This is a genomic window from Sphingobacterium sp. NPDC055346, assembly GCF_053645235.1.
In genome coordinates, this window is record NZ_JBSHMI010000002.1 from 129,831 (window position 1) to 155,018 (window position 25,188).

Here is a 25,188-nt window from a genome sequence, read left to right on the forward strand (position 1 = left end):
TTATGCGTGTTGGATAAAATATTATCAAAAATAAAGCGGGTGAACTTAGGGTTTGAATTTCATGGTCGATCCAAAACAGCAATTTTTGCCTTCTTTCCAGCTAAATTCCATAATTTGCTTCTTGTTATTGCAGCTGTTTTTTTGCCGGATGTAAAATGAATTCTAATTCCATGTATAAAATTGAAACGCTTACCCAATCCGATCGAGGACATACCCTTCACCATAATTCCGTTTTCAACTTCAATAATGAATGGATCGTTTTCGACGCAAGGAACGACGATACTAAAATTGGAGAATGTACCGAAATTGGAATGGTCAATGTTAACTCCAAGGAAGAAAGAATCATATACCAGACCAAGAACCCAAGCCAATATGGTCCAGGAGTAGGAGCAGCATCTTTTCACCCGCATGAGAACTGTGTGATCTTTATCCATGGCTTACCTGATGCCAATGCTGAAAAACCTTACGCAATGACCCGCCGTTTTGGAATGATGGTCGAACTTGGTCATGAGATCAATGCATATCCAGCAGACTCAAGGGATATCCAAAAGCCGTTTTCAAAAGGAAGCTTAAGGGGTGGAACGCATTCGCATTGCTGGAGTCCCAACGGTGACATGGTTAGTTTCACCTATAATGACGAGTTTATTGAACCTGATTTAAGGACCGTTGGAGTAATGTTTCAAAAGAGTCCTGTAGAAAAAGTTGAACCTATTCCTGGAAATATACAAGGAACCTATTTTTCCAGCCTTTTAGCTCAGGTGGTACCAAAGGCCATCTCAGGCTCGGATCAAATCGTAAAAGCATTTGATGAATGTTGGTTAAATGATAATGTCTTGGCTTTTCAAGGTAATACGTTAAATAAGGAAGGTAAGCAGATAACCGACATCTATACCGTTGAAATTAATAGGGATTTATTGCTCAAGGATTCTGTTAATGATGAAAACATTTTGGATTATCCAAGAGTACCTCAGGATATAGAAGCTGTTAGGATCACGAGATCGGAGAAAGGCTTGTCAAATTTAAGGCATTGGCTAAGAGCAAGTCCAGATGGAAGAGCCATTTATGCATTGGCCAAAGATAATCAGGATAAAAACCAAATCATACTATGTGAAATTCCTTCTGGGAAAATGATCTATCTTAGCGATTTTGATTTTTCAGTTGCATCAGCTATCAATCTTGATCCAAAAGGAGAGCAGATTACTTTTATTGCCAAAAATAATGTTTACCTCTTCCATTTGAAACAGTCCAAATTGGTTAAACTCACCGATTTCAATGAAGAGGATCTCCCTGTTCAAGGAATCCCTAACTTCTCTAGGAATGGTCGCATCATCGCATTTAATCAATTTGTGAAGAACAACGGGAAACTGAATCAACAGATTAAATTGATTTACCTAAAATAGAGCGTACGTTTAAACATGAATATCCGTCAATAACCAAAGGTTTTTGTAATTTAGGATGTTCATCACCCTAAGGAATAAAATACATGGTCGATCAAGGCAATAAAGACGAAAGAGAATTGCTTTTGCAATTGCAAGCTGGAAATCGTACTGCTTTTGAAAAACTATACCATAGGTACGCTGAAAAACTTACGATAAAACTCCTGCAACTCGTGAAATCGGAAGATCTTGCCCAAGATCTATTACAGGATATCTTTCTTAAAATTTGGCAGATCAGAACAGAATTAAAGGAAGAAAAATCTTTTGGAGCCTTGCTCTATACCATGGCGACCAATCAATCGCGAAACGCATTTAGGAGTTCAATTCGAGAACAGAATCGTATTTCTCAACTAAATACCGGAGAATTCTACTCGCACGTGGAGGAGAACTTACAGTTTGAAGAAACGAATAAACTATTTGAAGAAGCGCTATCTGCTTTGACACCTAGACAAAGAGAAGTATATGTACTCCATAAACTGGAAGGTAAAAGCTATAAAGAAATTAGTGAACAACTTCAGATCAGCCATTCCGCCATCAATCAACATTTGCAGATCGCTAATAAGCAGATCCGATTATTTCTGCAAAGTAGGCTTCCTCAGCTACTTTTGTTCTTGGTTCCCTTTGTCTCAAGCAATTATTTTCGCTAAAAGCCTAAAATTATATATCTGATAATCAGGTTGATATAAATTATTTCAGTTTTTTTATAAAACTAACCTGTTACTTTTTTGGTATTCGGTGTATTCTAAGTATAGTCCACTAACTATTAATAAAGCCAATTTTAAAATCCGATATGGAAAAGAATGAACAATATCGCGTTTTGTTCCATAAGTATATTAACGATACTTTGGATAAGGATGAACTAGACCTGTTGACTTCCATGATTGACTCAGAAGAATATGAAGAGGAAATGGATGCTTGTTTTCGGGATTATTTCCAGTTTTCCGACAATAATAAGGATCAGGAAAACCTGAAGATCAAATCTGTTCCAATTGTAGAAGAAACCTGGAGGCAATTGAACCTAAAAATCAATGAAGAACATCGTGTCATAGAATTTCCTAAGCACCGAATTTCACCAGTTTTGAAATATGCCGCTGCCGTACTATTACTGATGAGCATTTCAACGGTTTGGTACTATATATACAATAAAGCTAAAGTAACATCGCAGGAACAGGTTGCCTCAGCAGATATCCTCCCAGGAACCAATCGCGCTACTTTAACCCTTTCCAATGGAAATGCCATTGCATTAAGTGAGGGGCAGGATGGGCTTGTAGTCGGAGCAGATCAAATGACCTATGCAGATGGGACAACCATTATGAAAACTCCGGAAGTGCAGTTGGCAACCATTAGCACCCCGCGGTCAGGTCAATATCAAGTGACCTTGCCGGATGGCTCTAAAGCTTGGTTAAATGCGGCTTCATCCATTAATTACCCTACTCAATTTATTGGAGAAAACAGACAGGTAAAAATTACGGGTGAAGTATATTTTGAAATTACGAAAAACCCAAAGAAACCATTTATCGTTCAATCTAATAATCAATTCGTAAAAGTTTTGGGAACCTCATTTAATATTAATGCTTATGGTGATAAAGGGCAGGTGATTACTACTTTGGTTGAAGGTAGTGTGCAGGTGAGCTCGGATCAGAACAATGCGGTTGTTAAGATTAAACCAGGTCAACAAGCTATTCTTTCAAGTAATGGAGAATTGCAAACCAGAGTAGTTGATACAGATGAGTATGCTTCCTGGAAGGATGGTCTCTACATGATCAATAACCTAAGTCTGGAAGATTTTGGAAAGAAAATCGAACGATGGTATGATGTTGAAGTAGATATGGGACCTTTTAAAGAACAAAAACTCTCGGCTACCATCAGAAGGGACGTGAAGTTAAATGAAGTTTTAGAAGCAATAGAATTAAATACCAAGATTAAATTTAAAGTAAAAGACAGGAAAGTAACTGCATATAAATAGGGGTCGATCTATTGTTTGCCTTTACAAAAAGCTGCCGAGGTGCTGAAGACACCTCAGGCAGTAATGCCTGAAAAAATAAAAGTATAGCTAACTATTTTTTAAACAGACAGTACAAACTTAATAATTAGACTGGATTTTACAATTTAAGTCCGTCTTGGTTTATGGAATGTATTGTTCATTATGATGTACCGATGAGCAATAAAAAACATGTTTTTTTATTAAAAATGAAACTGACCATTTTTCTATTTTTATTTTCCATGCTAGGGGTCATGGCAAAATCTAATGCACAGAAAGTCAATTTGGACCTCAAAAATGCCACCTTCAAGAAAGCATTTTTAGAACTTACCAAACAGACTGGCTATATCTTTGTGTTTGAGGATGGCGTAATAAATCCGGATTGGAAAATTAACCTAAAAGTTTCGAACAAGGATTTTTCGGAGGTAATGCCTGAGTTAATTGAGAATAAGCCTCTGCAATTTAAGAGAAGTGGGAAATCCATTTCAATTTCATTAAAGCCAGTAAGCCAAGTCAATCCTTCAAGAGCTCCACAGGTCATTGAAAGCCAAGAGCAAGGGACCATTACTGGTCAGGTTTTAAATGAAAAAGGAGAAAAGCTGATCGGGGCAACCATCATTAATCTTCGTACACAGAAAAACTATTCTACGGATGCGCAGGGTAGTTTTACCATCGATGATGCGCAAGCGACAGATATTTTGGAAATATCGTATTTGGGATATGAAAAAAGGCAGCTTCAATTGGATGGGAAATCATTCTATTCTGTGCAATTGACCCCCAAACCTGAAAGCATCGGTGAGGTGACGGTTGTCAATACTGGTTTTCAAACTATTTCTAAAGAAAGGTCCACAGGCTCATATGGTACGGTATCCAAGGCTCAATTGGAGAAACCTTCTACCAATATTTCGCAACGGTTGATCGGGACAGTACCTGGAATGCAAGCTAGGTCTGTAGATGATAAAGGAAATCCTAAACTCGAGATCCGTGGCCAATCCAGCTTGATGGCCAATGCAACCCCATTGGTTGTTGTGGATGGTTTTCCTATCCAAGGTGATTTCTCCTCCATCAATCCCAATGATGTTGAATCCGTTACTGTTTTGAAGGATGCCGCAGCAGGCTCAGTTTGGGGAGCTCGTTCTGCAAATGGGGTTATTGTTGTCACGACTAAAAGTGCCAATAAAAACGCTCCATTAAAGGTGGAATTAAATGTATTCACTAAAATCTCACCCAAACTGGATTTAAGCTATGTTCGTCCACTGGCTTCCTCTTCTGAAACGGTAGATTATGAAATGAAAGCCTATGAAAATTGGCGTGCCCTACCTGATCCATTTTCTTTTTATGATGTAGGCTATGATTGGGGAACAGCATCCATATTGATGAATGAAGCTAATTATGGGTTTATAACAACGGCTGAGCGTGATGCACAATTGGCTCAATTGAAAACTTTGGACAATAAGAAGCAGATCGCGGATCATTTGCTTGACAATCCAGCGGCTACCCAATACAATTTCTCCATTTCCGGTGGCTCTGAAAGGATGACCAATTATCTGTCCCTGATGCATGAAAGTAACCAGTCAAACTTTAAAGAAACCAATGGTAAAAAATATTTGATCAACTTTAGGAATATTACCAGCATTACAAAATGGTGGGATTTAACCTTGGGAGCGAATTATCTGTACAATAAAGATCATAACAGTGGAGTTACCTTGGAAGATCTGAATAGCTGGTCACCTTATGATATGTTGATCAATCCTGATGGCTCCTATACAAATGTCAATAAATATTATGCACCTATTCTAGATCGAGAAGTTCCTACTGCTTCATTTCCTTATGCTGACTGGACCTATAACCCGATATTAGAAATTGCAAACAGAAACCTCAGTATAGAAAATACACAGGCTAGATTTCAAGGGGCCATGAATTTTAAATTGTTAAAAGGCTTATCGGCAGAATTAAGAGGTCAATATGAATATGGAACAGCCAATACCCGAAATCTGTTCAATGAAAACAGTTTTGAAGTCAGAAAGTCTGTAAACGAATCGACGACTTGGGATCCATCCGTTGAACCCAACCTCTTTATAATGAACCTTCCAAAAGGTGGCATTTTAAAGCAAAAACGAGTACGTACAGATTTATACAATGTAAGAGGGCAATTAAGGTATAACCGCGATTTTGGTCCCGATCATGAGCTTGATGCCTTAGCGGGTATGGAATTCCAAAGCTTAACAGCGGAGTCTGTTGAAAATCCACCTGCCTATGGGTATAATGAAGAAACTATGTCTGTAGGGACTTTTCCTAATGGCCCAGGGGGACCATCTAATCCTATCCTAGATTATTTGGGACAGGAAATTACGTTTCCATACCTTAATGTTTTTGGATACACGACACAGCGCCTATTCTCTGCTTACGGGAATGCTGCATACACTTATAAACAGAAATATATCCTTTCCGGAAGTTACCGTTTTGATGCATCCAATTTAATTACTGATGATCCTAAATATCGTTATGCCCCATTCTTTTCCGTTGGGGGAATGTGGCATCTCTATAAAGAAGGGTTCATGGAAAATGTGGATTGGATAGACCGGTTAACAACCCGATTGACCTATGGAAAGTTAGGAAATTATGATCCATCTACCACATTCAGGCCCTTGATTACACCAAGCCAGTCTCCCGATCTATATATCAATGCACTGATTGCTGGATTTGCAAGTTACGGTAATCCAACCCTTAGATGGGAGCAGACCAGTAATTGGGATTTCGGAATAGACTTTTCATTTTTTGAACACAAACTATTTGGTAAGGTAGACCTCTATAAAAAATCTGGTAAAGACCTTTTGGCCGAATTGTCCATTCCTTCTATCCATGGTACGTTTATCCAGAAACTGAACAATGCGGCAATGGTCAATAAAGGTATTGAAATAGATCTTGGTACTTCGCAGAATTTTGGCGACCAAGTACAGTGGACTGGAAACGTAAATTTCGCTTATAATAAAAATGAGATCACGGATTTATTTGTTGTGAATTACAATGCATTCCAAATGCCTTTGGGCGGTTCTGCTGCTTATGTAAAAGGCTATGATGCCAATACGGCATGGCGATGGCAATATTCTGGTATCGTCGATAATCAACCGACCCGAATTGGCCCTGATGGTGAACCTTTCCCATTATCTTCTTTTCCTGAAGGCAATCCATTAACCTATTTGAGGAATATGGGTACCATGGTAGCACCTTATACTCTCGGTTTTATGAACTCCTTCAAGTATAAGAACTTTGATTTCTCCTTTATTTTCACAGGTAAATTTGGTCATGTTTTTCAAACACTTGGATTCAATTATCCGCCAAACTGGGTTTCTAGAGTGCTTCCGAATTCAAAATTATCGGAAGTGAATACTGCTGATCCAAGCAAGATGGTCCCTCTGCCATTGAATAAAGATGATTCTGAATATTATATCTGGAGTTATGTGACCAGCTCAATGGACTATCTGATCCAATCAGCATCGCATGTTCGACTTCAAGAAATCTATTTAGGGTATCATTTTCCAGAAACCTTGACCAAAAGAATTGGAATCAACAATGTACTGTTGTATGCACAGGGGAACAATCTATTCAGCATCTATTCCAACAAGGCTGGAGAGGACCCAGAATTCCCAATGGGCGGAATGCGTTTGATGCCTAGCTATACCTTCGGGTTGAAGTTTGACTTTTAAAACTTAGAAAATGAAAAAAAGAATATTTGCGTTATCGATCATATCTTCCTTGTTATTGGCTTCATGTAGTAAAATCGATGATTTCTTGAATGAACCTCCAAGCAAAACCTCGGAATTGGAAATCAAGACCTTTGATCAGTTGAACCAGTTGTTAAATAACTATAGCGAGGTATTTGCCCAAGATTTAAACATGACTGCGGTCTTTAGTTCTGATGATTATTTTCTAAGTACGGGCATTTATGATGCCGATCCTTCGGTTGTATCCATCACAGCAGTTAAATACGGTCTTTGGGATAGCAACTTTTTGCCAACAAATACTGGTGATGATTTCTGGACTGCCGAGTATAAAAAGATTTTTTATGCTAATACTGTTTTGACCTATCTTGACCAAGTTTCGGGTGGAACTGCTGAATAGAAAAACAACATGAAAGCTGAAGCTCACTTTATTAGGGCTTATAGCTTATGGCAATTGGCAAATACCTATTGTTTACCTTATACCGAGGCCAATGCAAATGAGCTCGGATTGCCCATAAAATTGACCATCAGTTTTGAGGAAAATAGCGAACGTCAATCTTTGGCAAATACCTATGCGCAGATTGAAAGTGATCTTGCTGAGGCCTTAAAGATCAATACGCCATTGGTCCAAAGTGGGAGAGCAGTACATTGGCGAGCCAATAAGACTGCAGTAAATGCATTTGCAGCAAGGTATTGGTTGAACAGGAATGATTATGCCAAATCTCTACAATATGCTAATGATGCTCTATCGGGTTATAGTATCCTTGTCGATTATAATTCCCAAATGCGTTTTGGAATTCCTAAAACTGTAACACTGGATGCAGGTACAGCAAATCAGAAATCTTTTACGATTCAATATCCCTATACCCATAATAATCAAGTAGAATATACCGATATGATCGGATGGAAGGAGTTCCTATATTTTAGGATGCTTTCCAATCCCAGTTATTGGTATGTACCTAGTCCCGAATTATTGGCTTTATATGACCAAAAAAATGATCTACGCTATAAATACAATATCGTTAAAGGTTACTCTTATGATAGAGGGATGTTAAAGCCATCCTATGATTATCCTGGCTATGTTTTCTTCTATAAAGATCGAATCCCATCAGGTCCAACGGTGGCAGAGATGCTCTTAACAAAATCGGAAGCCCAAGCCCATTTAGGAAATACAGCTGCTGCAATGGAAACGTTAAATACTTTACGTTCTAAAAGAATGCTTGCGGGACCTTGGGTCAATTTAACAGCTTCAAATAAGGAAGATGCAATTAAAAAGGTTTCTGATGAAAGAAGACGTGAAATGCCTTTTTCCCAAAGATGGATTGATGTCCGTCGATATAATCATAATGAGATTTCCTCAGATGATATCATTATGAAAAAATCCTTCTATCCGTATAATAACTCAGTTGTCAATAATGATCAGCCTAAACAGGATTATACGTTACCCAAGGACTCAAGACGTTGGGCAGCTCCAATTCCGGTTTCGGATATAGAAGCTAGTAATGGAAAAATTGAACAGAATAAATACTAGAAATCGGATTTATTATGAAAATCAAACTTATTCAAAGCACTTGCCTACTTATTATTTTCATGGCATGTTTGGTAAAGCTAAATGCCCAGACAAGAGAAGAGTATTTATATTCTGCCAAGGAAATGGCTGACCTTCGGGCTGCGGTACTTGCTCATCCAGATAGTATGGAGCTGCATGAAGAGTATCTTGCGGGATTTGCTAAGCCTGAACAGGCAGAAATTGAGTACATCAAATTAATACCTAAATTCCCAAATTCTGCAACCTTTCCAATTGCAATTGCCAAAAAATTAGGTGATTTCAATCCCAAAAGAATGCAATACTTATTAAAAGCGGCAGAAATCGACCCAAAAAATGTAGAGAACTGGGAAAATCTGGCAAGTGATGCAGCGTTCAAAGGAAACAAAGATGATGAAATCAGGTATATACAAGAAGCTATTCAAGCTAATCCCGCAAGCCTTGATCTAAAAGCCAGATATGTGTTTCTGTTTTCTGATGATGCAGATGAGTTTAAGGTAAAAGCCAATGAATTTATCGATAAATACCCTAATTCTGAACAAGCCATTACCATATTTAATATTGCCGGAATAGTTTTAAAAGATGATGCTGATAAAATCCAGTCCGGTGAACGTATGTTAAAACTGTTTCCAGACAATGAAAGTCTGGTTTTTTTGGTAGCAGTGGTGCGACTGGTTGATTCTTATATAAAGACCGAACAGTACGATAAGGCCATTGAACTAGCAACAAAATTTAAGGATAAGGGAGAAGCTGATTTAGGATTAGGTGAAAAACTCTCATTAGCGCAAAGCCTCAAAGACTCTGATGCTAGAATGAAAGCTGGTCAATTTGCAGAAGCAAAAGAACAGATCATCAATATTCAATATAGAACATTGAATGGTAATGACTTAGGGAGCTTACTGATGCTGAAGAAGGCTTTGGCGTTAGACGCGAACAAAGAGACCCAAGCAGCATATGATAGTTTAATTATTCTTCAGGCGCATAAACCTTCATTAGCCAATCAGGAAGCCATTTATAGATATGGCGCAAAATTGAATAAGAGCAATCAGGTAGTGGATACTGATGTTTATCAACATGTCATGAAGCAGGCAGAGAATGCCAAGCCTTTTTCTCTTGATTCATTCGATTCCGAAAAGAAAGTTACCTTGGAAGATCTAAAGGGGTAAGTAACTTTACTGACTTTTTGGTATCCTGCTTGTGGGCCTTGCAGAGGAGAGATGCCGCACTTTGAAAATGCAATTAAGGGCTTCGATCGCGATAAGTTCCAATACTTAGGAATCAATATCTATAGGGAACAAGATAAGCTCATCAAATCCTTTTTAGACAATACAGGCTTTAGTTTTACCCCTTTGGGAGCAAGTAAAGAAATTAAAAGAGATTATCAAATAGTCGCTGCACCTACTAACTTTATCATTGATCAGCAGGGGAGGATCGTCTATTCAGATTTTACAGTTGATGCTGAAAATGAACAGATGTTGACCTTGATGATAGAATCCATGATGAAATAGATTGAGAATAAGAAAGGCTTTTCCATGACAGAAAAGCCTTTCTTAATTTATCATACCCGATTGATCAACGGATCTGTTATGCTCTCTTTGCCGGTTTCCACTCTTCCAGCAAATCTTTGATAAAAATCTTTATTTCCTTGTGTAGTTAAAATGAAATCATACCAACCTGAACTTCCAGTCAAATCGATGCTCAAATTCTCCTCTGCGTTCGCTGGAATACTCTTTTCAAATAGGACGCCTTTTTTATAGCTCATATCTTTCACACTGATCTGTAAAGTTGAAGAACCCTTGTTTTTTATCCTTAGGCTAATATTTTCAGTAGCTGCTTTCGTCATTCGTTTCAATTCTCCTGAAACTTGGACCTGAATTTTCGGATCTTGTGCCGTACCGGCGAATTCCCTAAAAAATCCATTTGGACCGTGTAGATGTAAGCGGTATTTTCCTGAATCAAAAGATGAGATAGGCCACTCGTATTGGATTTCATCGCCAGCTTTAACAGCAAAAAACCAGTTTCTACATCTTTCTTGCTTTCCTTTTTCCGTAAAATTATCCGGAGCATAAACAGTAAATGCTGAACCGGCAGCATGATCGGCAAATATTTTGTTGTCAGCCTTCATGCTAATGCGGATTCGCTGTTTATCCAGTAATTCCAGGTCAGCGTTTAACTGGTAGGGAAGGGCTGTTGATATTCTCTTTCCAGGTTCTTGCTGGGACATCAATTTGGAATAATTTCCCGTTTTAAGAGCTTCTTGGATATCTTGATCGCTGATCTCATGGAAGTTCCCTGGATCTTCTTTGAATTTCGCGCTGTATATGCTTTCAATAAATGGATTCCGATTTAAGAAACTGATACTTTTCTCTTTTGGATTGAAAGGGGAGAAAGCTGAGGTCAAATTTCCACAAATCGTTCTCCTCCAGTTCCCTATATTATCAAAATGAATATTTTTAATGAATTTTTTATTAACAAAATGCTCCAGAAATTGTAGGGTCGAGGTGTGATCAAACACCTGCGAACATACCTTTCCACCACGGCTCCAAGGTGATGCAATGATCATGGGAACACGAAACCCTAGGCCTACCGCTCCCTCTCTTGCTTGTTTCTCTGGAATCCCTTGTTTTAATTCATTGCTCAACCTAACAAATTCCTCTTCAGTTTCAATCCCTTGGGAAACTTTACCCGTTTCGGGTTTGTTATTGTCAGGAATGCTAAAAGGAGGGATGTGATCATAATATCCATCATTTTCATCGTAAGTGACAATAAAAATGGTTTTCTTCCATACTTCAGGGTTCTTGGTCAGGATATCCAAGATTTCAGAAACATACCAAGCTCCATACCAAGGAGCACTAGGATGATCCGAAAAATTCTGTGGTCCGGCCAGCCAAGAAACTGTAGGTAACTTTCCAGCTTGGACATCCTCTTGGAACTGATAAAGTAAATTCCCTTTTGGCACCGCTAGTTCTCTTTGGGTATTCTTGTCCTGATAGGTCAATGTATCAAGGTTCCTATAATCAGGATCTCCTTCATTGGTAATAAATGCACGTTTATATAGACTTTTCTGTTTTGGAGTCAGTTTTTCAAAATTAGTTTTGCTCCATTTTTCCAATTCTGCAATGGCATCATCCAATGCTTTTTGCTTATCTCGGATGCTGGCTTGGACTTTCTTTGCCCGTTCTTGCGAAGATGGACTTTCTTCTTGAAGTTTATTGATTTCACCTGGTAGGGTTTCTATCCTGTTTTTTAGGCCTGCTACATAGCGATCATTGAATTTTACCTGATAAGCTTCAAAAAATTCAAGCAGGTTACATCCGAAATTACTAAGCCAAGAACGCTCTTCTCCTTTAAACCCACCCACACTGCTCAATTCATTTTGATAAAATCCCCAAGAAATGCCATTGTCCTCAAGTAATTCAGGGAATGTTTTCCAGGTCTCCTGTCCATAGGAATAGTCCTCATTCCGGATGTTTGCTTTTGGCAATCCGTCTTGGGTACTCATGATTTTTCCAGTCCAGAAAAAAGAACGGTTAGGGGTTGTACTGGTCATGGCCGAACAGAAGTTTTGGTCACAAATGGTGAAGGCATCTGCCATGGCATAATTGAAGGAGAGGTCCTCACGATTGTAATGGCCTAAAGTCAAAGGCATATCTGCATATCTCTTGTTGCTGGAGCGTTTTGAGAGCAACCACTTGTCATATTTCCCAAGATTATAGGCATCGACCTGACTTGCTCTAGAATGTGGTAGATCACCAATCCATGTACTTTTACTTTCTTTGATATTCAAGCGAAAAGGAGCATAGGTTTTACCTGCGAGATCTGTTTGGAACCAAACAGGATTTTTGTTTGGAAGTAGCACTGCTCTCGGATCATTGAAACCTCTGACCCCAGAAAGAGAGCCGAAGGCATGGTCGAAAGAGCGGTTTTCCTGCATTAATATCACAATGTGCTCAGCATCTAGAAAGGTACTCCCAGGATCGGGATCGATGGCCATTGCTTTTTGAATAGCGGAAGGAATTACATTCACCATTCCTGTCGCCCCTGAAAGCATAATTACTTTCCTTAAAAATTCTCTGCGGTTATCCATGAGATGTTGGGTTTGTTTAGGTTTACCTAATTTACCCCATTGGGAGAGAAAATTTCGAGAGAATTGATTATGAAATTGTTAAGTAAATAGAATTGTTACGAATGAAGATTACAAGCCTCCGGCATTCTTTCCACTTTTCCGCCAAGGAAATGAGCCGGTTGCTAAAGGACTTCCTGCGGAAAGATGATTGTTTGTATAAATTGGGAACCCCTAGCGGGGATGGAATATTTGTAGAAATTGGATGTGTGCAGTGGCCAACCCACAGCGTGGGTGAAATATTTTTCAATAAATCTTTTTGAAGACAGAAAACAGTTCTTTCGCTTTGCTCAAGATGACAAAAATTCTAAAAAACAAGAAATAGATTCTTCGTTTCACTCTGAATCCCTCTTTAGCGGATTTTGATTCTGTACAATCAATGAAGAATCTTTACGGTTCTCCCCATAATGGCTTTGACTACTTCAATCTTCGATTGAAGGACTGTTCGCCAATTCCATAAGGGCTGTTGTAGAATGAAGATCTGCATCGTTCCGAGATGCTTCGTTCCTCAGCATGACACAAAAAAAACGTTAACTTATTAATTTTGACCTACGACCCTGTCGTCCTGCACTTCAGGTGCAGGAACCGTTCGCCAATGCTTTTTTTCCTGATTAGGTAATAAGTAGGTATAGCCCTGAGATGTTTCGTTCCTCAACATAACAAATAGGCGAGGTAGAATCTTTAAAATAGCTCGCCAATTCTCATAATGTTGTTTTTGATGTTGAAGCTGTGCATTTATACTTAGATCCATCCTTCATACCATTGACAACTTTGTTAGAGCTGTGTTTCTAACCATGCAAACCTATTTTTATTTATCAGAAGATTATCCTTTTTTGACAACAATCTGCCCTAGAAGGGCAGAATTATTTTAGAAATGGTTTTGAACAGAACAGGAGTAGCGAAAAACTGATGTTCGATTAATCGAACATCAGTTTTTCACTACTTCCAGGCTAACTTGCCATGTTTGCTAAAATAATGGAACCCCGATGGAGGTTCAATATCTAAAAAATTAAAGAGCTACTTTATTTTCATTGCCAACATGTTGTAATCACCTTCCGATAAAATTAGTCCAATTTTTTTATTCTCAACATGACAAAAAGGCGAGGTAGAATCTTTAAAATAGCTCGCCAATTCTCATAATATTGTTTTTGATATTGAAGGCGTGCATTTATCCCTAGAACCTTCCTTCGTCAAGACAAGAAAATGGAGTTAATCTTCGATTGAAAAATTATAAATCTTCACTCCCTTATTTCCAGGAATATCCAATTCCAGCTCCGATCCAGAAAGGCATATTTCCATCAATGGTATTGAATAAAGGCGTATAGGTCGCCTGAAAGCTCAATCCATTATCCTTGGGAGAATATCTGTAACCTACATCAGCCGAAAAAATAACAGATTTGAAGTCACTGGGTTTCTTTTCACCTTCTCCATTAAATGCAAAAACAGAATTTGCACCAATCAGTAGACCATTATTGCCCTCTCCATAGATATAGTTAATGCCTATAGGTGCCGTGTAGATTCTGTCGGTGTCAAATGCGCCAAAAGTTCCCCCAAAACCAAGCCTAGCTCCCCATCCATCATTGACATTCCTTGAAAATCTCATGTCGTAGTTAGCCGATCCAAATATGCTGGAACCTCCCAGCTCAAAGAAGGCTAATTTTCGGTGCTGCGCAGAAGCATTCATTGTGCACAAGGTAACCAATGATATAAAAAGTATTTTTTTATTCATGTAGAGATAATTTTTCGCAATATTAGTTAATTTACTACAGTTAAAGGAATAATTAGCGAAGTGTTTATTGATTTATTTGAGTATCTTTTTTTGTTCCTATTAATAATATTGTTCCGTTAAATGGGACGTTTAAGGTAATAGTGATTTTTAGGGTTGTCATAAAAGCAAAACTCAGACAAAAAAGAACTAACAAAATGAGGGGCAATATTGGGGCGAATGGCAAAATGCCGGAAATTTATGGAATGAACTATCTAATATTTGGACAAAATTTTATCAATTCTTTCGGACCTTCTTTTGGTCTTATTCGAGACATATTTTGAAATTTCCGAATATGGGTCGAACAAGGGTAAAAGGAAGGTCGGAGGGAAAGGTCAAATTCGAACAAAAAAATGGTCAGAATTTTTCCGACCATCATGATATTTTTTTTAACCGTTAATTACTAATTAGGCTTTATAGAAGTTTTAAAGGAGCCTTCCGTCAGTTTAAGTGTAGCTAAGGTCACTAAGCCTTCGGTACGCACTAAAACGCCAGAAAAAGTACCTTCAACCTCATTGTTGTTGATCTTGTCAATTTTTAGGTCAAATGAATCTTCGGGAGCCACGGTATCATCAGTTGCGGTTGAATTCACTTGCCCAGATTCATTTGTGGTATTATGAGCTATCAACAATTTAAACCCTGATCCGCCATCTAAATGATATTCGCCTGCAGGTACACGAGTGGCCTCAGACATCACATTGATCATTAAAGACTCTTTACCTTGGTCCATCGCAGTTATCATCAGATAATTTCCGCCTTCAACCCAATTCGCACTCACATTCGCGAAGATTTTTTCAACGCCATCAACCTTGACTTTTAGATAATTGTTTCCTAATTCTCCAGAAACGCCTTCATCTTTGCTGCAACCAAAATTTAATAGTGTAAAAACAGCTACTACAGCTCCAAATAATATTTTCCTTTTCATAATAATATAGTGTGACATTGCAGAGAGAAGCGAAAATCGTACCAGTAAAGAGGGAAAATGGAATGAAAGATTACGTTCTTACGGAATTCCGTAAGGAGCGTTCATATTCCTTTTATATTTTTCAGTCGTGTTGAAAATATTCGGATCTGGTTTAAGCAATTTTGAACCGCCAACTTTTGGCGGTTTTGTGTTTTATGTTTGGACCATTATCAAATCAATTTAAAAATGGAACAGACAAATTTAGAAAAAAATGAAACTGAGATTGCTGATGTAGAAGTAGGTGCAGCTGCAAAAGAAAAAGAAACCATTGCTACGTATGCTGCTTTACTGCTCTGCTTGATACCTGGTTATTGGATTGTCCTTTATTGGTATGCTTTATACCAGCAATATTCGATAGAATATTCAGCTATTGTTGTGGGACTGGTCATAATAATAATCGCCTATTTGGCTTTTATTTTTACTCAGGCCATGGTCAAACATATTATTTTATTCATTATAAAATAAGGTCATGGGTAAAATATTGACGGTAATAATCTTCATTTTAATGATCAGTGGTTCTATTGGGCCAGCGATTTATTTATTATTAATCATATATGGGTCTTTGGGACCTGAAGATATATTCTTATATACCGACTGGGCATGGGCATTTAATATCGTTTTATTGATTGTAGGAATTTTGGCAGTGAAGCTGATGTTTAACACCAGTAAGGATATCAGTGGATTTATCATCGGATTATTTAAATAGAATAACGTGAATCATAAAAATAAATTTTGTCTTTGGTTGTTGGATACCTTGCAGAGAAAGCCATTGAATCTACAGGAAATACAGGCAAAATGGTTGTATGCTAGTTGTAATCCTGATCAGGATGAGTTATCCGAAAGAACTTTCAATAGGTATAGGAGAATGGCTGAATCACAATATCAGGTCCAAATAAAATGTAATAGGAGTTTAGGCAATCGGTATGAGATAGAAAATAAAGAAGAAATCTTAAATAATCGGTTTCTAAGTTGGGAACTGACAAGTTTCCGGTTAGGGAATCTATCTAAGGAAATTAGGGATAAATCCTTTGTGGTCATGGATCCCGCACCTCCAGCAGCCGATCTTCTTGAACCTATACTGGAATGTATTGAAGGTAAAAAAATCATGAGAATGATTTATAAGTCCCATTATAAGGATGCAAAAGAGGTGTCATTTTATCCGGTTTTTGTGCGATTGTGCGGTCAGAGATGGTATGTTGTAGGTGTGAACTGTGCAGATTACAAAGAAAGGGTATATGCCTTTGAAAGAATTCAAGAATTAAAAATAGAATCTGAAAAAGATCCAAAAATTGTAAAGAAAAATATTAATATAAATCCCAAAGATTATTTTGCGCATAGTTATGGCGTAATTAATGAAGGTGAACCAGAACTCATAAAAATTAGGGCATTTTGGCCTCAGAACGCCTATCTAAAGGATGTTCCATTACACCATTCCCAAGAAATAGTTGAAGAATGTGATGGCTATACGGATTTTGAAGTATTTATTCGACCTACCTATGATTTTATACAGGCACTTTTGTCAAATAGAGAACAATTGGTCGTTATGGAACCTCAATCTTTAAGGTTGGAAATGCTAAATATTTTGAAAAATATGATTGGAAGGTATGGGGCATGAAGATGACAAGGTTTTCTATAAAATTCAAAAGGATAACAATATCCTGACAGAAGAATTGTTCAAGGAGAACTAAGGAAAATTCCTTTACGAGCTTAGCTCATATTTTTGTTTTTATATAGTATTTGAAATAAAATTTGATAATTATAATTAATTAAATTTATTTTTGATTCTGACTATTTAAAGAAATAAGATCCAAAAATCATGAAAAGAATTTTAATAGCATTGTTGGTTTCCTTGTGCGTGATAAGCTGTTCTGAAGAGCCTGAATTGCACCTGGAAAATATTGTTGGCCGATGGGTCATTGATAATGATAAACCAGCGGTATTTATTAACCTGAAAAGTGACCAATCCTTTGAAATGGGCGTGGATGTCCCTAAACCATTAAGTCTAAAGGGCAATTATAGCTATGGGGACTATCTATTGACCTTGCGATCTACAGGGCTTGAAGCTATTTATGGTGTGACCTTCGTTTCAGATGATGAGATTATTTTAGATGAAGTTTCAAAAACAAACCTTCCAGATAAACTGAATCTGGTTAGGGAATAATTTGCTCATAAAGATTGTATTGGAAATCCTTGATCGTCCAATACAATCTTTCCGCTGATAAATGGAGAACAATTTACTGTGTTAATCTCCTCAGTTCGGGCATGGTGATCACCTCTTTGGAATATAGTGCAGGGACAAGATAGATCTTGTATTTTTTCTTCGACTTAAGCATTTTTGTGATGGCAAAATAACCGTGATCAATAGCACTTATCGGGTATTTATGGAGTTCTGTAATGATAAGTTTTTTGCCAATGATACTCTTTGATTTCTTTGACACATTTAAATCATCAATGGCATCTGATGCCATTCCTGCTGAAGTTATGATACTGGAAGCACCTACTATTTTAATGCCCGATTGGAGTGAAGATAGATCTGTGCCCATCATGGCTACACCGTAACCAAGCGCTCCTCCAATATCCCCAATTTGCTTGAGCCTACCCAAACCAAGATTCTTTTTCTGTTCTTCAATCGTTGTAAATTCATAGGATGCAGGAATATTAACGATTAGGGTGTCCTGAATTTTTAATGTCGTAGAATCGTTGATAATGGCGATTTCAACTTTTTCAGAGTCTTCTTGTGCTGAGGCAAAAGAAGAAAGTAGCAGTAAAAGGCTGCAGCATAGTAAAGTTTTCATAATCAATTAGTTTTTGTTTATATGAATTTAGAGAGGCAGATTAAGGAAAATGACAATTACAGGTTAAGGGATTATGAAATAATTGTAATGTTGGGTTTGCAGTAGTCAATGCGTGTTTTTTAGCACTTTTTCTATTTTCGTTCTAACCTTTGGTTAAATGTTTGTAAAAAGATGGTTTCCTAATTATTTAAGGACTTAACCAGGGTTTTTTGGATAGCACAAATCCTAATTAAAAAGAAAAGGCTCACCAAATTTTATGGAGAGCCAAAAACTTTTCTCATCAATGAATTGATTATAGTTTATTCCTATTGCGAGAATAAGGCAATTCTTTACCTATGCAATCCTATTTTAGTCAGCCAAATCTCAACATCTTTATCAACCTGTTCTGCTTTGGATCCTTCCATGACGAAGAAAATCCCATCGCGTTCTTTACCACCTTGAGTGGAATATCCATCAACGATTCTGCTGTTTGTAGCTAATTGTTTGATAGTAGCCAGGCTGGTGCCAATTCCATATCCGGCATTCGTGTTGAAGGGAATAATAGTTTTGCCTTTTAAATCGTATTTCGAAAGAAAGCTTTTTATTGGAGGGGGAAGCTGCATACCCCATGTTGGAAAACCTACAAAAATGATGTCGTAAGATTCCAGATTTTGGATGTTTGTTTTAAGCGGGGGTAAATAGCCTGTTCTGTTTTCTTCAGCTACCTGATCGACCATGGTTTGATAATGCTCTGGGTAAGGTGTTTCAATTTCAATTTCTACTATTCTACCGGCAGTTTTTTGTTGGATAATTTCTGCCAAGACCTTTGTGTTTTTTGTTCTTGATAAATAGACGATCAATATATTTTTATTTCCTAAGGAGTCCTGGTTTCCTGATAAAGTTTGCTCTTTGGAGGTAACAGACTCTCCAGCTCTTGTGCAGGAGATTGAGGATAGGAAAATGCTTAGTATAAAACAGTATAGCATGTTTGTTTTCATCTGTATTCCTTTGATATATGCAAACAAAGTTCTTAATAGTAGCTTACTAATTAGTTATACAGATTACGGAGATTGCTACCAATATTACCTATCAAGTACCCATATTGCATTTCAGATGTTCATGTTCGCGAAATTGTGCTGTCAAATGGCAATTGAGCATAGAGGTGGAGGTGAATTTATTCATCAGCATTTATCCTGCTAATGGAAAGGCGGTCCCACTCAGTTTTTTAGGTAAGAGATATTGCTTGTCCCGTTGAGAGATGGAGAATATATAGCTTTCATAAGTAAAAGCTTGTCAATCTATTTGGTAAAGGGAAAATAAATTTCAATTGGAATAAATTGTTGTTTTAAATCTATACTGTTATCGAAACAAAATAAATATACTCATGAGTTTTCCATGTTTTTTAAGGTGGTGGTTAAATTCTAGCGAAATTGATTATATTAGGTTTGCAATATCCTAATTGTATATCACTATGGAAAACGATCAAATTAAGCAACCGTATTTTAAGATTGATGGTCAAGAATATACTATTCAAGCAAAGAAAACGAAATGGGTAATTGGAAAGTTAAGTAAAACCTTATATACAGAGATCAGCATCCTGAGTCAGGATGTGGAGTCTGATAAGAAGAAGGGTTTGCTGAATGATTTTTCCGATGATGGGATTATATCAATTGATTTTGAGGCTTCAAAAATTTTTAAGGATGGCGTTCCAACTGGAATATGTTCTTATGAAGAGGATAAAAATCCTGAGGATTATACCTATTTCCGTAAGAATGGATTGGAATATTTGCTGTTTTTTTATGGTACCATTGAATATAAGAAGGGTTGGGTTTTAATTAAGGGGGATTTAAAAAACCGATACGGTGATCCTTCTCCTAGTTTTCCTTTGGAAGCGGCATTGGAGTTTGACCCAGCAAGTTTAGATTGGAATGACTATAAATTTAAGAGCTTGGAGGAAACCGAAGGTGCAGATCCTCAAACCATTCGGCTACTGGAAATTACCAATCCAACTTTCAGCACCTTGCCTGAAAGTATTTATTCGTTTGAAAATTTGGAGTACCTAATCATTCAAAGAATTGGGAATTATTGGGATAAGGATAAATTGCCGTTTGCTGATTTTGGAGAAAGAATCGCTGAATTAAAAAACTTAAAACAGATAACCGTAAATCAAGCTGTGATTAGCAGACTCCCAGAATCCTTTGCCAAACTAATGCAGTTGGATCGACTGAGTATTATTGACTGTGAGCTAAACACCCTACCTGATGGATTTTGGAAAATGCCTAGACTGGAATATGTCCTGTTAGGGAAGAATAAGATCGAAAGTATTCCTGCAGACATTCAAATGCCTTGGTTAGAATATTTGGACATCGAAAATAACCTTCTCAAAACTCTTCCCGAATCGCTACTTCAACAGCCTAATCTGAGAACCATTAAGGCAAGTTTTAATCCCTTGGAAAATCTTCCTTTTGCCTATAATTCCTTTAAAGGCTTAGGTCTGACCATGGAGGAAATAAAACGACTCCTGGATACGACATATCCAGGTGCCGATGGAGGAGGAACGGTCAAATGGGATGAATCGATGTATAAAGCTGAACATAATGAACTATTGATTTCACCTGTAGAGAAAATTATTGACACGAATGATTTATCTGAATATAAGGAGGCATTAGTTTCCTTGGTAAAGCGAAGTGTAGGATTTAAATTGACCAGCGAAGAAGATTATGTTGAAGTCGGAAATCATCGGTTTGGTGGACAACCTGACTTGCCTGAAAATATTCCATATCCAACTTTCTATTCTGATTATAGAGAGCAAGAATTAAACTATGAATTCATAGCGCAAATCAATTGTGAAAAGATTGCGGCTCTACAGGATTATTTACCGCGAACAGGGACTTTGTTTTTCTTTTTTAAGAGTTTTCAGTTCTTTGGTTCTGAGGATCAAGATATCGGAAAGGTCATCTATGTAGAAAACAATAAAGATCTGGCTTCTGGAAATAGATTTGATTTTGTGGAGGAAGATTTCTTTGAACTGATGGATGGGGAATACCAAGCCAATAAGGCGGATTCATTCCTGACGGTTTCGGCGCCATCTTTTTATGCCAGTTATGTCAATACCTATTTGTTTGAAGGGAAAGCGGAATATTTAAAAGATCAACATGATTTTACATATGACCTGTATGAACCCTTTGAAAAACCAGTGCTAGACCTGCATGGGTTTGACCATGCCATGAATGCCTATGCATTTACCCAACATGAATCTCCCGAATTGCAAGCAGCATTGACCAGAAAAGGAGATCCCCAAGATTGGGTTATCTTGCTTTTAGTAGGTTCCAAGGGGAATTTTCAATGGGGCGATGCCGGTGACCTGTTTTTTGTGATCCATAAAAGTGATTTGGCTAAAAGGGATTTTAGTAAGGTATTCGTGACCATGGAAAGTAGTTAGGGAATGAGGGGTGGAATAGTGAAATTACCATGCATAGCCTAATCCTACACCTCCAACCAATGATAGCCCAGAATCCTGTACATAACAAGGATTAATTGTTGCCTGAAAAGCGAATCCTTTTTTCAATGGCCTGAATCTATAGCCAATATCCAAGGAAGGGACTAAAATAACGCCCGATTTTTCGTATGCATTTTCATCCACTAGGGTCGTTGTAAGGTTGGCACCGAATAAAAAGGCTGATTTGTTCTTGCCTTTGACATAGTTTATTCCTAATGGAATATTGAATTTAGAGTCCCAAAATCCTATTAATGAACCGGTTCCTATTCCAGCTTTGAATCCCATTCCTTCTCTGGAATCTTTCTGGAACCGCCTGTCAAAATTTATACTTGCCAGTAAACCAGAACCTACTGCTTCTGCGTAAATGAATTTCTGTCCCTGTGAATAGGATGGTTTTGCTGAACAGGTAATCATGATCGAAATGATTAGGAGTATTAAGCTGTTATGATTTTTCATGGTTCTGATTGGTTATTTAGGTATTGTGGGCTTATGATTTTTTAATTCATAAGTTGTAGCTTATATATCGGTAAATGTTTAAAGGGTAGCCTATGTTTTGGCTATTATAATTGATTATAATTTAGTGTGTAATATGTTTTAAAGATAATTAATAGTTTTGATGTGAGTGAAAGATTTTGAGGTGGAAATCAGTCTACCCGCTAATATATTTACCATAAGGTATCTTCCTGAGAACAAAGGTTATGATAATTGAAGCTATTATGGTACAAATGGTTGCTAATGGAATCAGCCAGACTGTTCCCACCTGTTTTGCGATAATGGGATGGAAGTAATTCAGCGGTATGATATGGGCAAGATAAATTCCAAAGCTATACTTGTCGGTGATTGATACCCATTTTGGGACCTTTAAATCTTGCGTGCTTTCCTTTACCCACAGGAATAAGCCGGCTGCTGCCAAAGCTGTTGAAATGAAAAGGTAGTTATAGAAAAAGGTATTCAGTTTGCTTGCGTTTAGATTGAGCAGATTGGTTCCAAAGCCTGCAATAGCGATCATCGAAAGATAGGTTAAGGCCCAAACTATCTGTCTGTTGCTGAATTTGAAAGTTTTGATGCTGAAGTAATACCCTAATACCAAATAGCCAATATAACCAGAAAAGAAGGTGAGGTCGAATTTCGGCATGTAGGAGTATAGGGGTTTGCTCATGAAGCAAGAGGATAGGAGCCAGAGCACAAGGAACCATTCTATTTCCCGAGTCGTGGAATGGATCAGGAACTTTCTCAAAAATGGAATGGCCAAATAGGCGCCGATGATCATGTATAGATACCATAGATGTGCATTGGCTCCGTGCAAAAGCTTATCTACGATGATGGACCATATCTTTTCATTGGATAATTGGTCAAATTTCGTGTATCGGTAGAAATAATAGATTAGATAAATAATCGTCCAGAATAGAAAGGGATAGATGATTTTAGGAAGACGTTTTTTGTAAAAAGTCCATGTGTCCTCATCTTTTGGAATTAATAAGGTTCCAGAAATAATAACGAAGATAGGCACTGAACATCGTGTAGCCGCATTGATCCAATTGGCATAATTCCAATCAAAGGCATTGGTGTCTATACGATTGAGGAAACCAGTTGAAGCATGAATAAGTACCACAAATATCGTCGCGATAACGCGCAGATAGATGAGATAGGGGTTTTTCTCGGCCATAGGGTAAAAGTATGGATATTTGGAGAAAAATTAAGTAGGTGATTCTAATTTAAGAATTACCCTTCTTTAAAAGGGTAAGTGGTCATCAGTTTAATAGGTTATCTTGTAGATCAATGTTAATTTATTGAAATCAGGGAATATGCTGGAAAGGCCTATGATATTCTGATTGATAGAAACTAGGGTTGGGCGGGAAAGGTTATCGTAAGCTAGCTCATAAGAACTTGCTTTTTCCCAGTCTGGTTGGACTGCTACGTTTTTCTCATTAAAAACGTACGTGATGCTTTGAATAGGTTGTTTGGCCGTAATAATGTCTGATAGCTCGATAGGGTTGAATCCCAGTTGATTATATAATTTATTTAAGAAATGGGCTTTATCTCCAGGTTTAAAGAAGATATGGGCTTCAATATCTTCAAAATTATTTAAGCCTCCGGTGCTCGGAAAAAAGTCATTGCTGCCGGAATATATTGCATTTTGAAGGTTGTCCGACTCATAGTAATATTTCATGGTTTTTTCAGCGGATAAAGTTGTAGTAATTCTCCCCGCAGCGTATCCAGTCACGATGGTTTTCCAGGTCAATTCACTTGGATTACGTTGATTTTCCAGGTATTCGAATTTGGCAATAATAGGTTTGTCTTTGGCGATATCTGTCGCTGCCGGTTGATTGTCCTGATAATAATAGTTTAAACGAACTTCTGCCAATCTTCCATCTGTATCCCAAATGTATCCGTACTCACGGATTAATTTATTGTTTTCATCGGTTAATGATCTTTTTTCAACCTTTCCTTGAGCGTTATAGGAAAACTTCTCTAAGCCATATCCAATTAACCTGTTTTGGTCATCATACTTTAAATCTACGGTATTACCAAATCCAGTGGATGCTTGGAGTTTGATGATTTCCAGCTTCCTGATCAGGTCGGATGGAGTTTCTTGAACGTTTTGATCTTTCTTGCAGGAAATTAGGGTTAAAAGAAATGCTGCAAAACCTATAATAGTGGATGTGATTTTTAGTGTTTTCATAATTATAGTGTGAAAGGTCTACCGACGAACTAATTTATTAATAAATAAGGATAAATTTGGGTAAATATTTTATGACCTATAACAATTTCTCTGAATCAATTTATTGCCCAACATTTCGTGATTTCTGTTATCAAAAATCCTTTTAATTATGATGTGGAAAAATCGTATTTTAATATTGTCTTTAATTAGATTTTATAATAATGAATAGCATGCTTTTAATAATTTTGATCGTCTTAACCATTATCTTCTTAATTATCTCCCTGTTTCATTTGTATTGGGCTTTTGGAGGTACCGTAGGTAAAACCGAAAGTGTGCCGGTAACTGAAAAAGGAACTCTATTGTTTGAGCCTGGGTTCATGCCTTGCCTTGTTGTTGGACTTGGTTTCTTGTTTTTGATTTTTCTCCTGTACCTACCAAGTCTGGATTTAGTTTCTGACACAATTTCGAGTGGTATACTTTGGTTAGTAATGGCCGTGTTTTTATTGCGTGTAATAGGTGATTTTAATTATGTCGGCCTTTTTAAGAAAGTGAAAAACACGACATTCTCAAGAAATGATAATAGATATTTTGTGCCATTGTGCTTCTTGATCGCTTTATTGATATTGGTGAAGAATCTTGCTGATTAATGAATTGAGCTAAATTCAAGTTATAAATTTGTTTAATATTTTTTACTATACATTTTAGGATATAGAATA

The 25,188-nt window shown here is 37.4% G+C and carries 23 protein-coding genes; 14 read left to right on the forward strand and 9 right to left on the reverse strand.

Annotation, left to right across the window (positions count from 1 at the left end):
* Positions 1–170: 170 nt before the first annotated feature.
* The 8 genes from ACWICE_RS04865 (at position 171) to ACWICE_RS04900 (ending at position 10,193) form a co-directional block, all read left to right on the forward strand.
* Positions 171–1,400 carry a DUF3748 domain-containing protein gene (locus ACWICE_RS04865; protein WP_454297775.1) on the forward strand — a complete coding sequence of 410 codons (1,230 nt, stop codon included), beginning with the start codon at positions 171–173 and terminating at the stop codon, positions 1,398–1,400.
* 83 nt (positions 1,401–1,483) lie between these two features.
* A complete protein-coding gene (locus ACWICE_RS04870) occupies positions 1,484–2,083 on the forward strand; it encodes an RNA polymerase sigma factor (RefSeq protein ID WP_454291695.1) in 600 nt (199 codons plus the stop codon).
* A 143-nt stretch (positions 2,084–2,226) separates the two neighbouring features.
* Positions 2,227–3,402, forward strand: a complete 1,176-nt coding sequence (locus ACWICE_RS04875) for a FecR family protein (RefSeq protein ID WP_454297776.1) — start codon at positions 2,227–2,229, stop codon at positions 3,400–3,402.
* A gap of 161 nt (positions 3,403–3,563) precedes the next feature.
* Positions 3,564–7,124 (forward strand): SusC/RagA family TonB-linked outer membrane protein, encoded by a 3,561-nt coding sequence (locus tag ACWICE_RS04880; protein WP_454297777.1) that lies wholly within the window; start codon positions 3,564–3,566, stop codon positions 7,122–7,124.
* Between the two features lie 10 nt (positions 7,125–7,134).
* Positions 7,135–7,539, forward strand: coding sequence for a hypothetical protein (locus ACWICE_RS04885; RefSeq protein WP_454297778.1), 405 nt, complete (start codon positions 7,135–7,137; stop codon positions 7,537–7,539).
* 9 nt (positions 7,540–7,548) lie between these two features.
* Positions 7,549–8,670, forward strand: a complete 1,122-nt coding sequence (locus ACWICE_RS04890) for a RagB/SusD family nutrient uptake outer membrane protein (RefSeq protein ID WP_454297779.1) — start codon at positions 7,549–7,551, stop codon at positions 8,668–8,670.
* A gap of 14 nt (positions 8,671–8,684) precedes the next feature.
* Complete coding sequence (locus tag ACWICE_RS04895) at positions 8,685–9,851, forward strand: hypothetical protein (RefSeq protein WP_454297780.1); 1,167 nt, start codon at positions 8,685–8,687, stop codon at positions 9,849–9,851.
* A gap of 9 nt (positions 9,852–9,860) precedes the next feature.
* The gene (locus tag ACWICE_RS04900) at positions 9,861–10,193 is read left to right on the forward strand and encodes a TlpA disulfide reductase family protein (protein WP_454297915.1); all 333 of its coding nucleotides are present in this window, start codon (positions 9,861–9,863) and stop codon (positions 10,191–10,193) included.
* A 50-nt stretch (positions 10,194–10,243) separates the two neighbouring features.
* Here the strand turns inward: ACWICE_RS04900 and ACWICE_RS04905 are convergent, their stop codons facing one another.
* The 4 genes from ACWICE_RS04905 to ACWICE_RS04920 all read right to left on the reverse strand — a co-directional run bounded on the left by ACWICE_RS04905 (position 10,244) and on the right by ACWICE_RS04920 (position 15,498).
* Positions 10,244–12,772: a phosphocholine-specific phospholipase C gene (locus tag ACWICE_RS04905; protein WP_454297781.1), complete on the reverse strand. Its 2,529-nt coding sequence runs from the start codon at positions 12,770–12,772 to the stop codon at positions 10,244–10,246.
* A gap of 574 nt (positions 12,773–13,346) precedes the next feature.
* The gene (locus ACWICE_RS04910; RefSeq protein WP_454297782.1) at positions 13,347–13,559 is read right to left on the reverse strand and encodes a hypothetical protein; all 213 of its coding nucleotides are present in this window, start codon (positions 13,557–13,559) and stop codon (positions 13,347–13,349) included.
* 495 nt (positions 13,560–14,054) lie between these two features.
* Entirely contained in the window at positions 14,055–14,537 is a 483-nt protein-coding gene (locus ACWICE_RS04915) for a hypothetical protein (protein ID WP_454297783.1), read from the reverse strand.
* A gap of 439 nt (positions 14,538–14,976) precedes the next feature.
* Positions 14,977–15,498 carry a hypothetical protein gene (locus ACWICE_RS04920; RefSeq protein WP_454297784.1) on the reverse strand — a complete coding sequence of 174 codons (522 nt, stop codon included), beginning with the start codon at positions 15,496–15,498 and terminating at the stop codon, positions 14,977–14,979.
* 225 nt (positions 15,499–15,723) lie between these two features.
* Between ACWICE_RS04920 and ACWICE_RS04925 the strand changes: the two genes are divergently transcribed.
* From ACWICE_RS04925 to ACWICE_RS04940, 4 genes are all read left to right on the forward strand, one after another.
* Complete coding sequence (locus tag ACWICE_RS04925) at positions 15,724–16,002, forward strand: hypothetical protein (protein WP_454297785.1); 279 nt, start codon at positions 15,724–15,726, stop codon at positions 16,000–16,002.
* A gap of 4 nt (positions 16,003–16,006) precedes the next feature.
* Positions 16,007–16,243, forward strand: a complete 237-nt coding sequence (locus ACWICE_RS04930; protein WP_185211746.1) for a hypothetical protein — start codon at positions 16,007–16,009, stop codon at positions 16,241–16,243.
* A gap of 6 nt (positions 16,244–16,249) precedes the next feature.
* Positions 16,250–17,152 carry a helix-turn-helix transcriptional regulator gene (locus tag ACWICE_RS04935; protein ID WP_454297786.1) on the forward strand — a complete coding sequence of 301 codons (903 nt, stop codon included), beginning with the start codon at positions 16,250–16,252 and terminating at the stop codon, positions 17,150–17,152.
* Positions 17,153–17,353: 201 nt separating this feature from the next.
* On the forward strand, positions 17,354–17,698 hold the full coding sequence (locus ACWICE_RS04940) for a hypothetical protein (RefSeq protein WP_454297787.1): 345 nt from the start codon (positions 17,354–17,356) through the stop codon (positions 17,696–17,698).
* Positions 17,699–17,771: 73 nt separating this feature from the next.
* Here the strand turns inward: ACWICE_RS04940 and ACWICE_RS04945 are convergent, their stop codons facing one another.
* Positions 17,772–18,332, reverse strand: a complete 561-nt coding sequence (locus tag ACWICE_RS04945) for a hypothetical protein (RefSeq protein WP_454297788.1) — start codon at positions 18,330–18,332, stop codon at positions 17,772–17,774.
* Between the two features lie 329 nt (positions 18,333–18,661).
* Positions 18,662–19,171, reverse strand: a complete 510-nt coding sequence (locus ACWICE_RS04950) for a flavodoxin (RefSeq protein ID WP_454297916.1) — start codon at positions 19,169–19,171, stop codon at positions 18,662–18,664.
* Between the two features lie 611 nt (positions 19,172–19,782).
* On the opposite strand from ACWICE_RS04950, the gene ACWICE_RS04955 reads away from it, so the two are divergent.
* Positions 19,783–21,753: a DUF1963 domain-containing protein gene (locus ACWICE_RS04955; RefSeq protein WP_454297789.1), complete on the forward strand. Its 1,971-nt coding sequence runs from the start codon at positions 19,783–19,785 to the stop codon at positions 21,751–21,753.
* Between the two features lie 24 nt (positions 21,754–21,777).
* Here the strand turns inward: ACWICE_RS04955 and ACWICE_RS04960 are convergent, their stop codons facing one another.
* The 3 genes from ACWICE_RS04960 to ACWICE_RS04970 form a co-directional block, all read right to left on the reverse strand.
* Positions 21,778–22,266, reverse strand: a complete 489-nt coding sequence (locus tag ACWICE_RS04960; RefSeq protein ID WP_454297790.1) for a hypothetical protein — start codon at positions 22,264–22,266, stop codon at positions 21,778–21,780.
* Positions 22,267–22,459: 193 nt separating this feature from the next.
* Positions 22,460–23,476, reverse strand: coding sequence for an acyltransferase (locus ACWICE_RS04965; RefSeq protein WP_454297791.1), 1,017 nt, complete (start codon positions 23,474–23,476; stop codon positions 22,460–22,462).
* 90 nt (positions 23,477–23,566) lie between these two features.
* The gene (locus ACWICE_RS04970) at positions 23,567–24,493 is read right to left on the reverse strand and encodes a hypothetical protein (protein ID WP_454297792.1); all 927 of its coding nucleotides are present in this window, start codon (positions 24,491–24,493) and stop codon (positions 23,567–23,569) included.
* A 209-nt stretch (positions 24,494–24,702) separates the two neighbouring features.
* Between ACWICE_RS04970 and ACWICE_RS04975 the strand changes: the two genes are divergently transcribed.
* On the forward strand, positions 24,703–25,119 hold the full coding sequence (locus ACWICE_RS04975) for a DUF3995 domain-containing protein (protein ID WP_454297793.1): 417 nt from the start codon (positions 24,703–24,705) through the stop codon (positions 25,117–25,119).
* Positions 25,120–25,188: the final 69 nt, after the last annotated feature.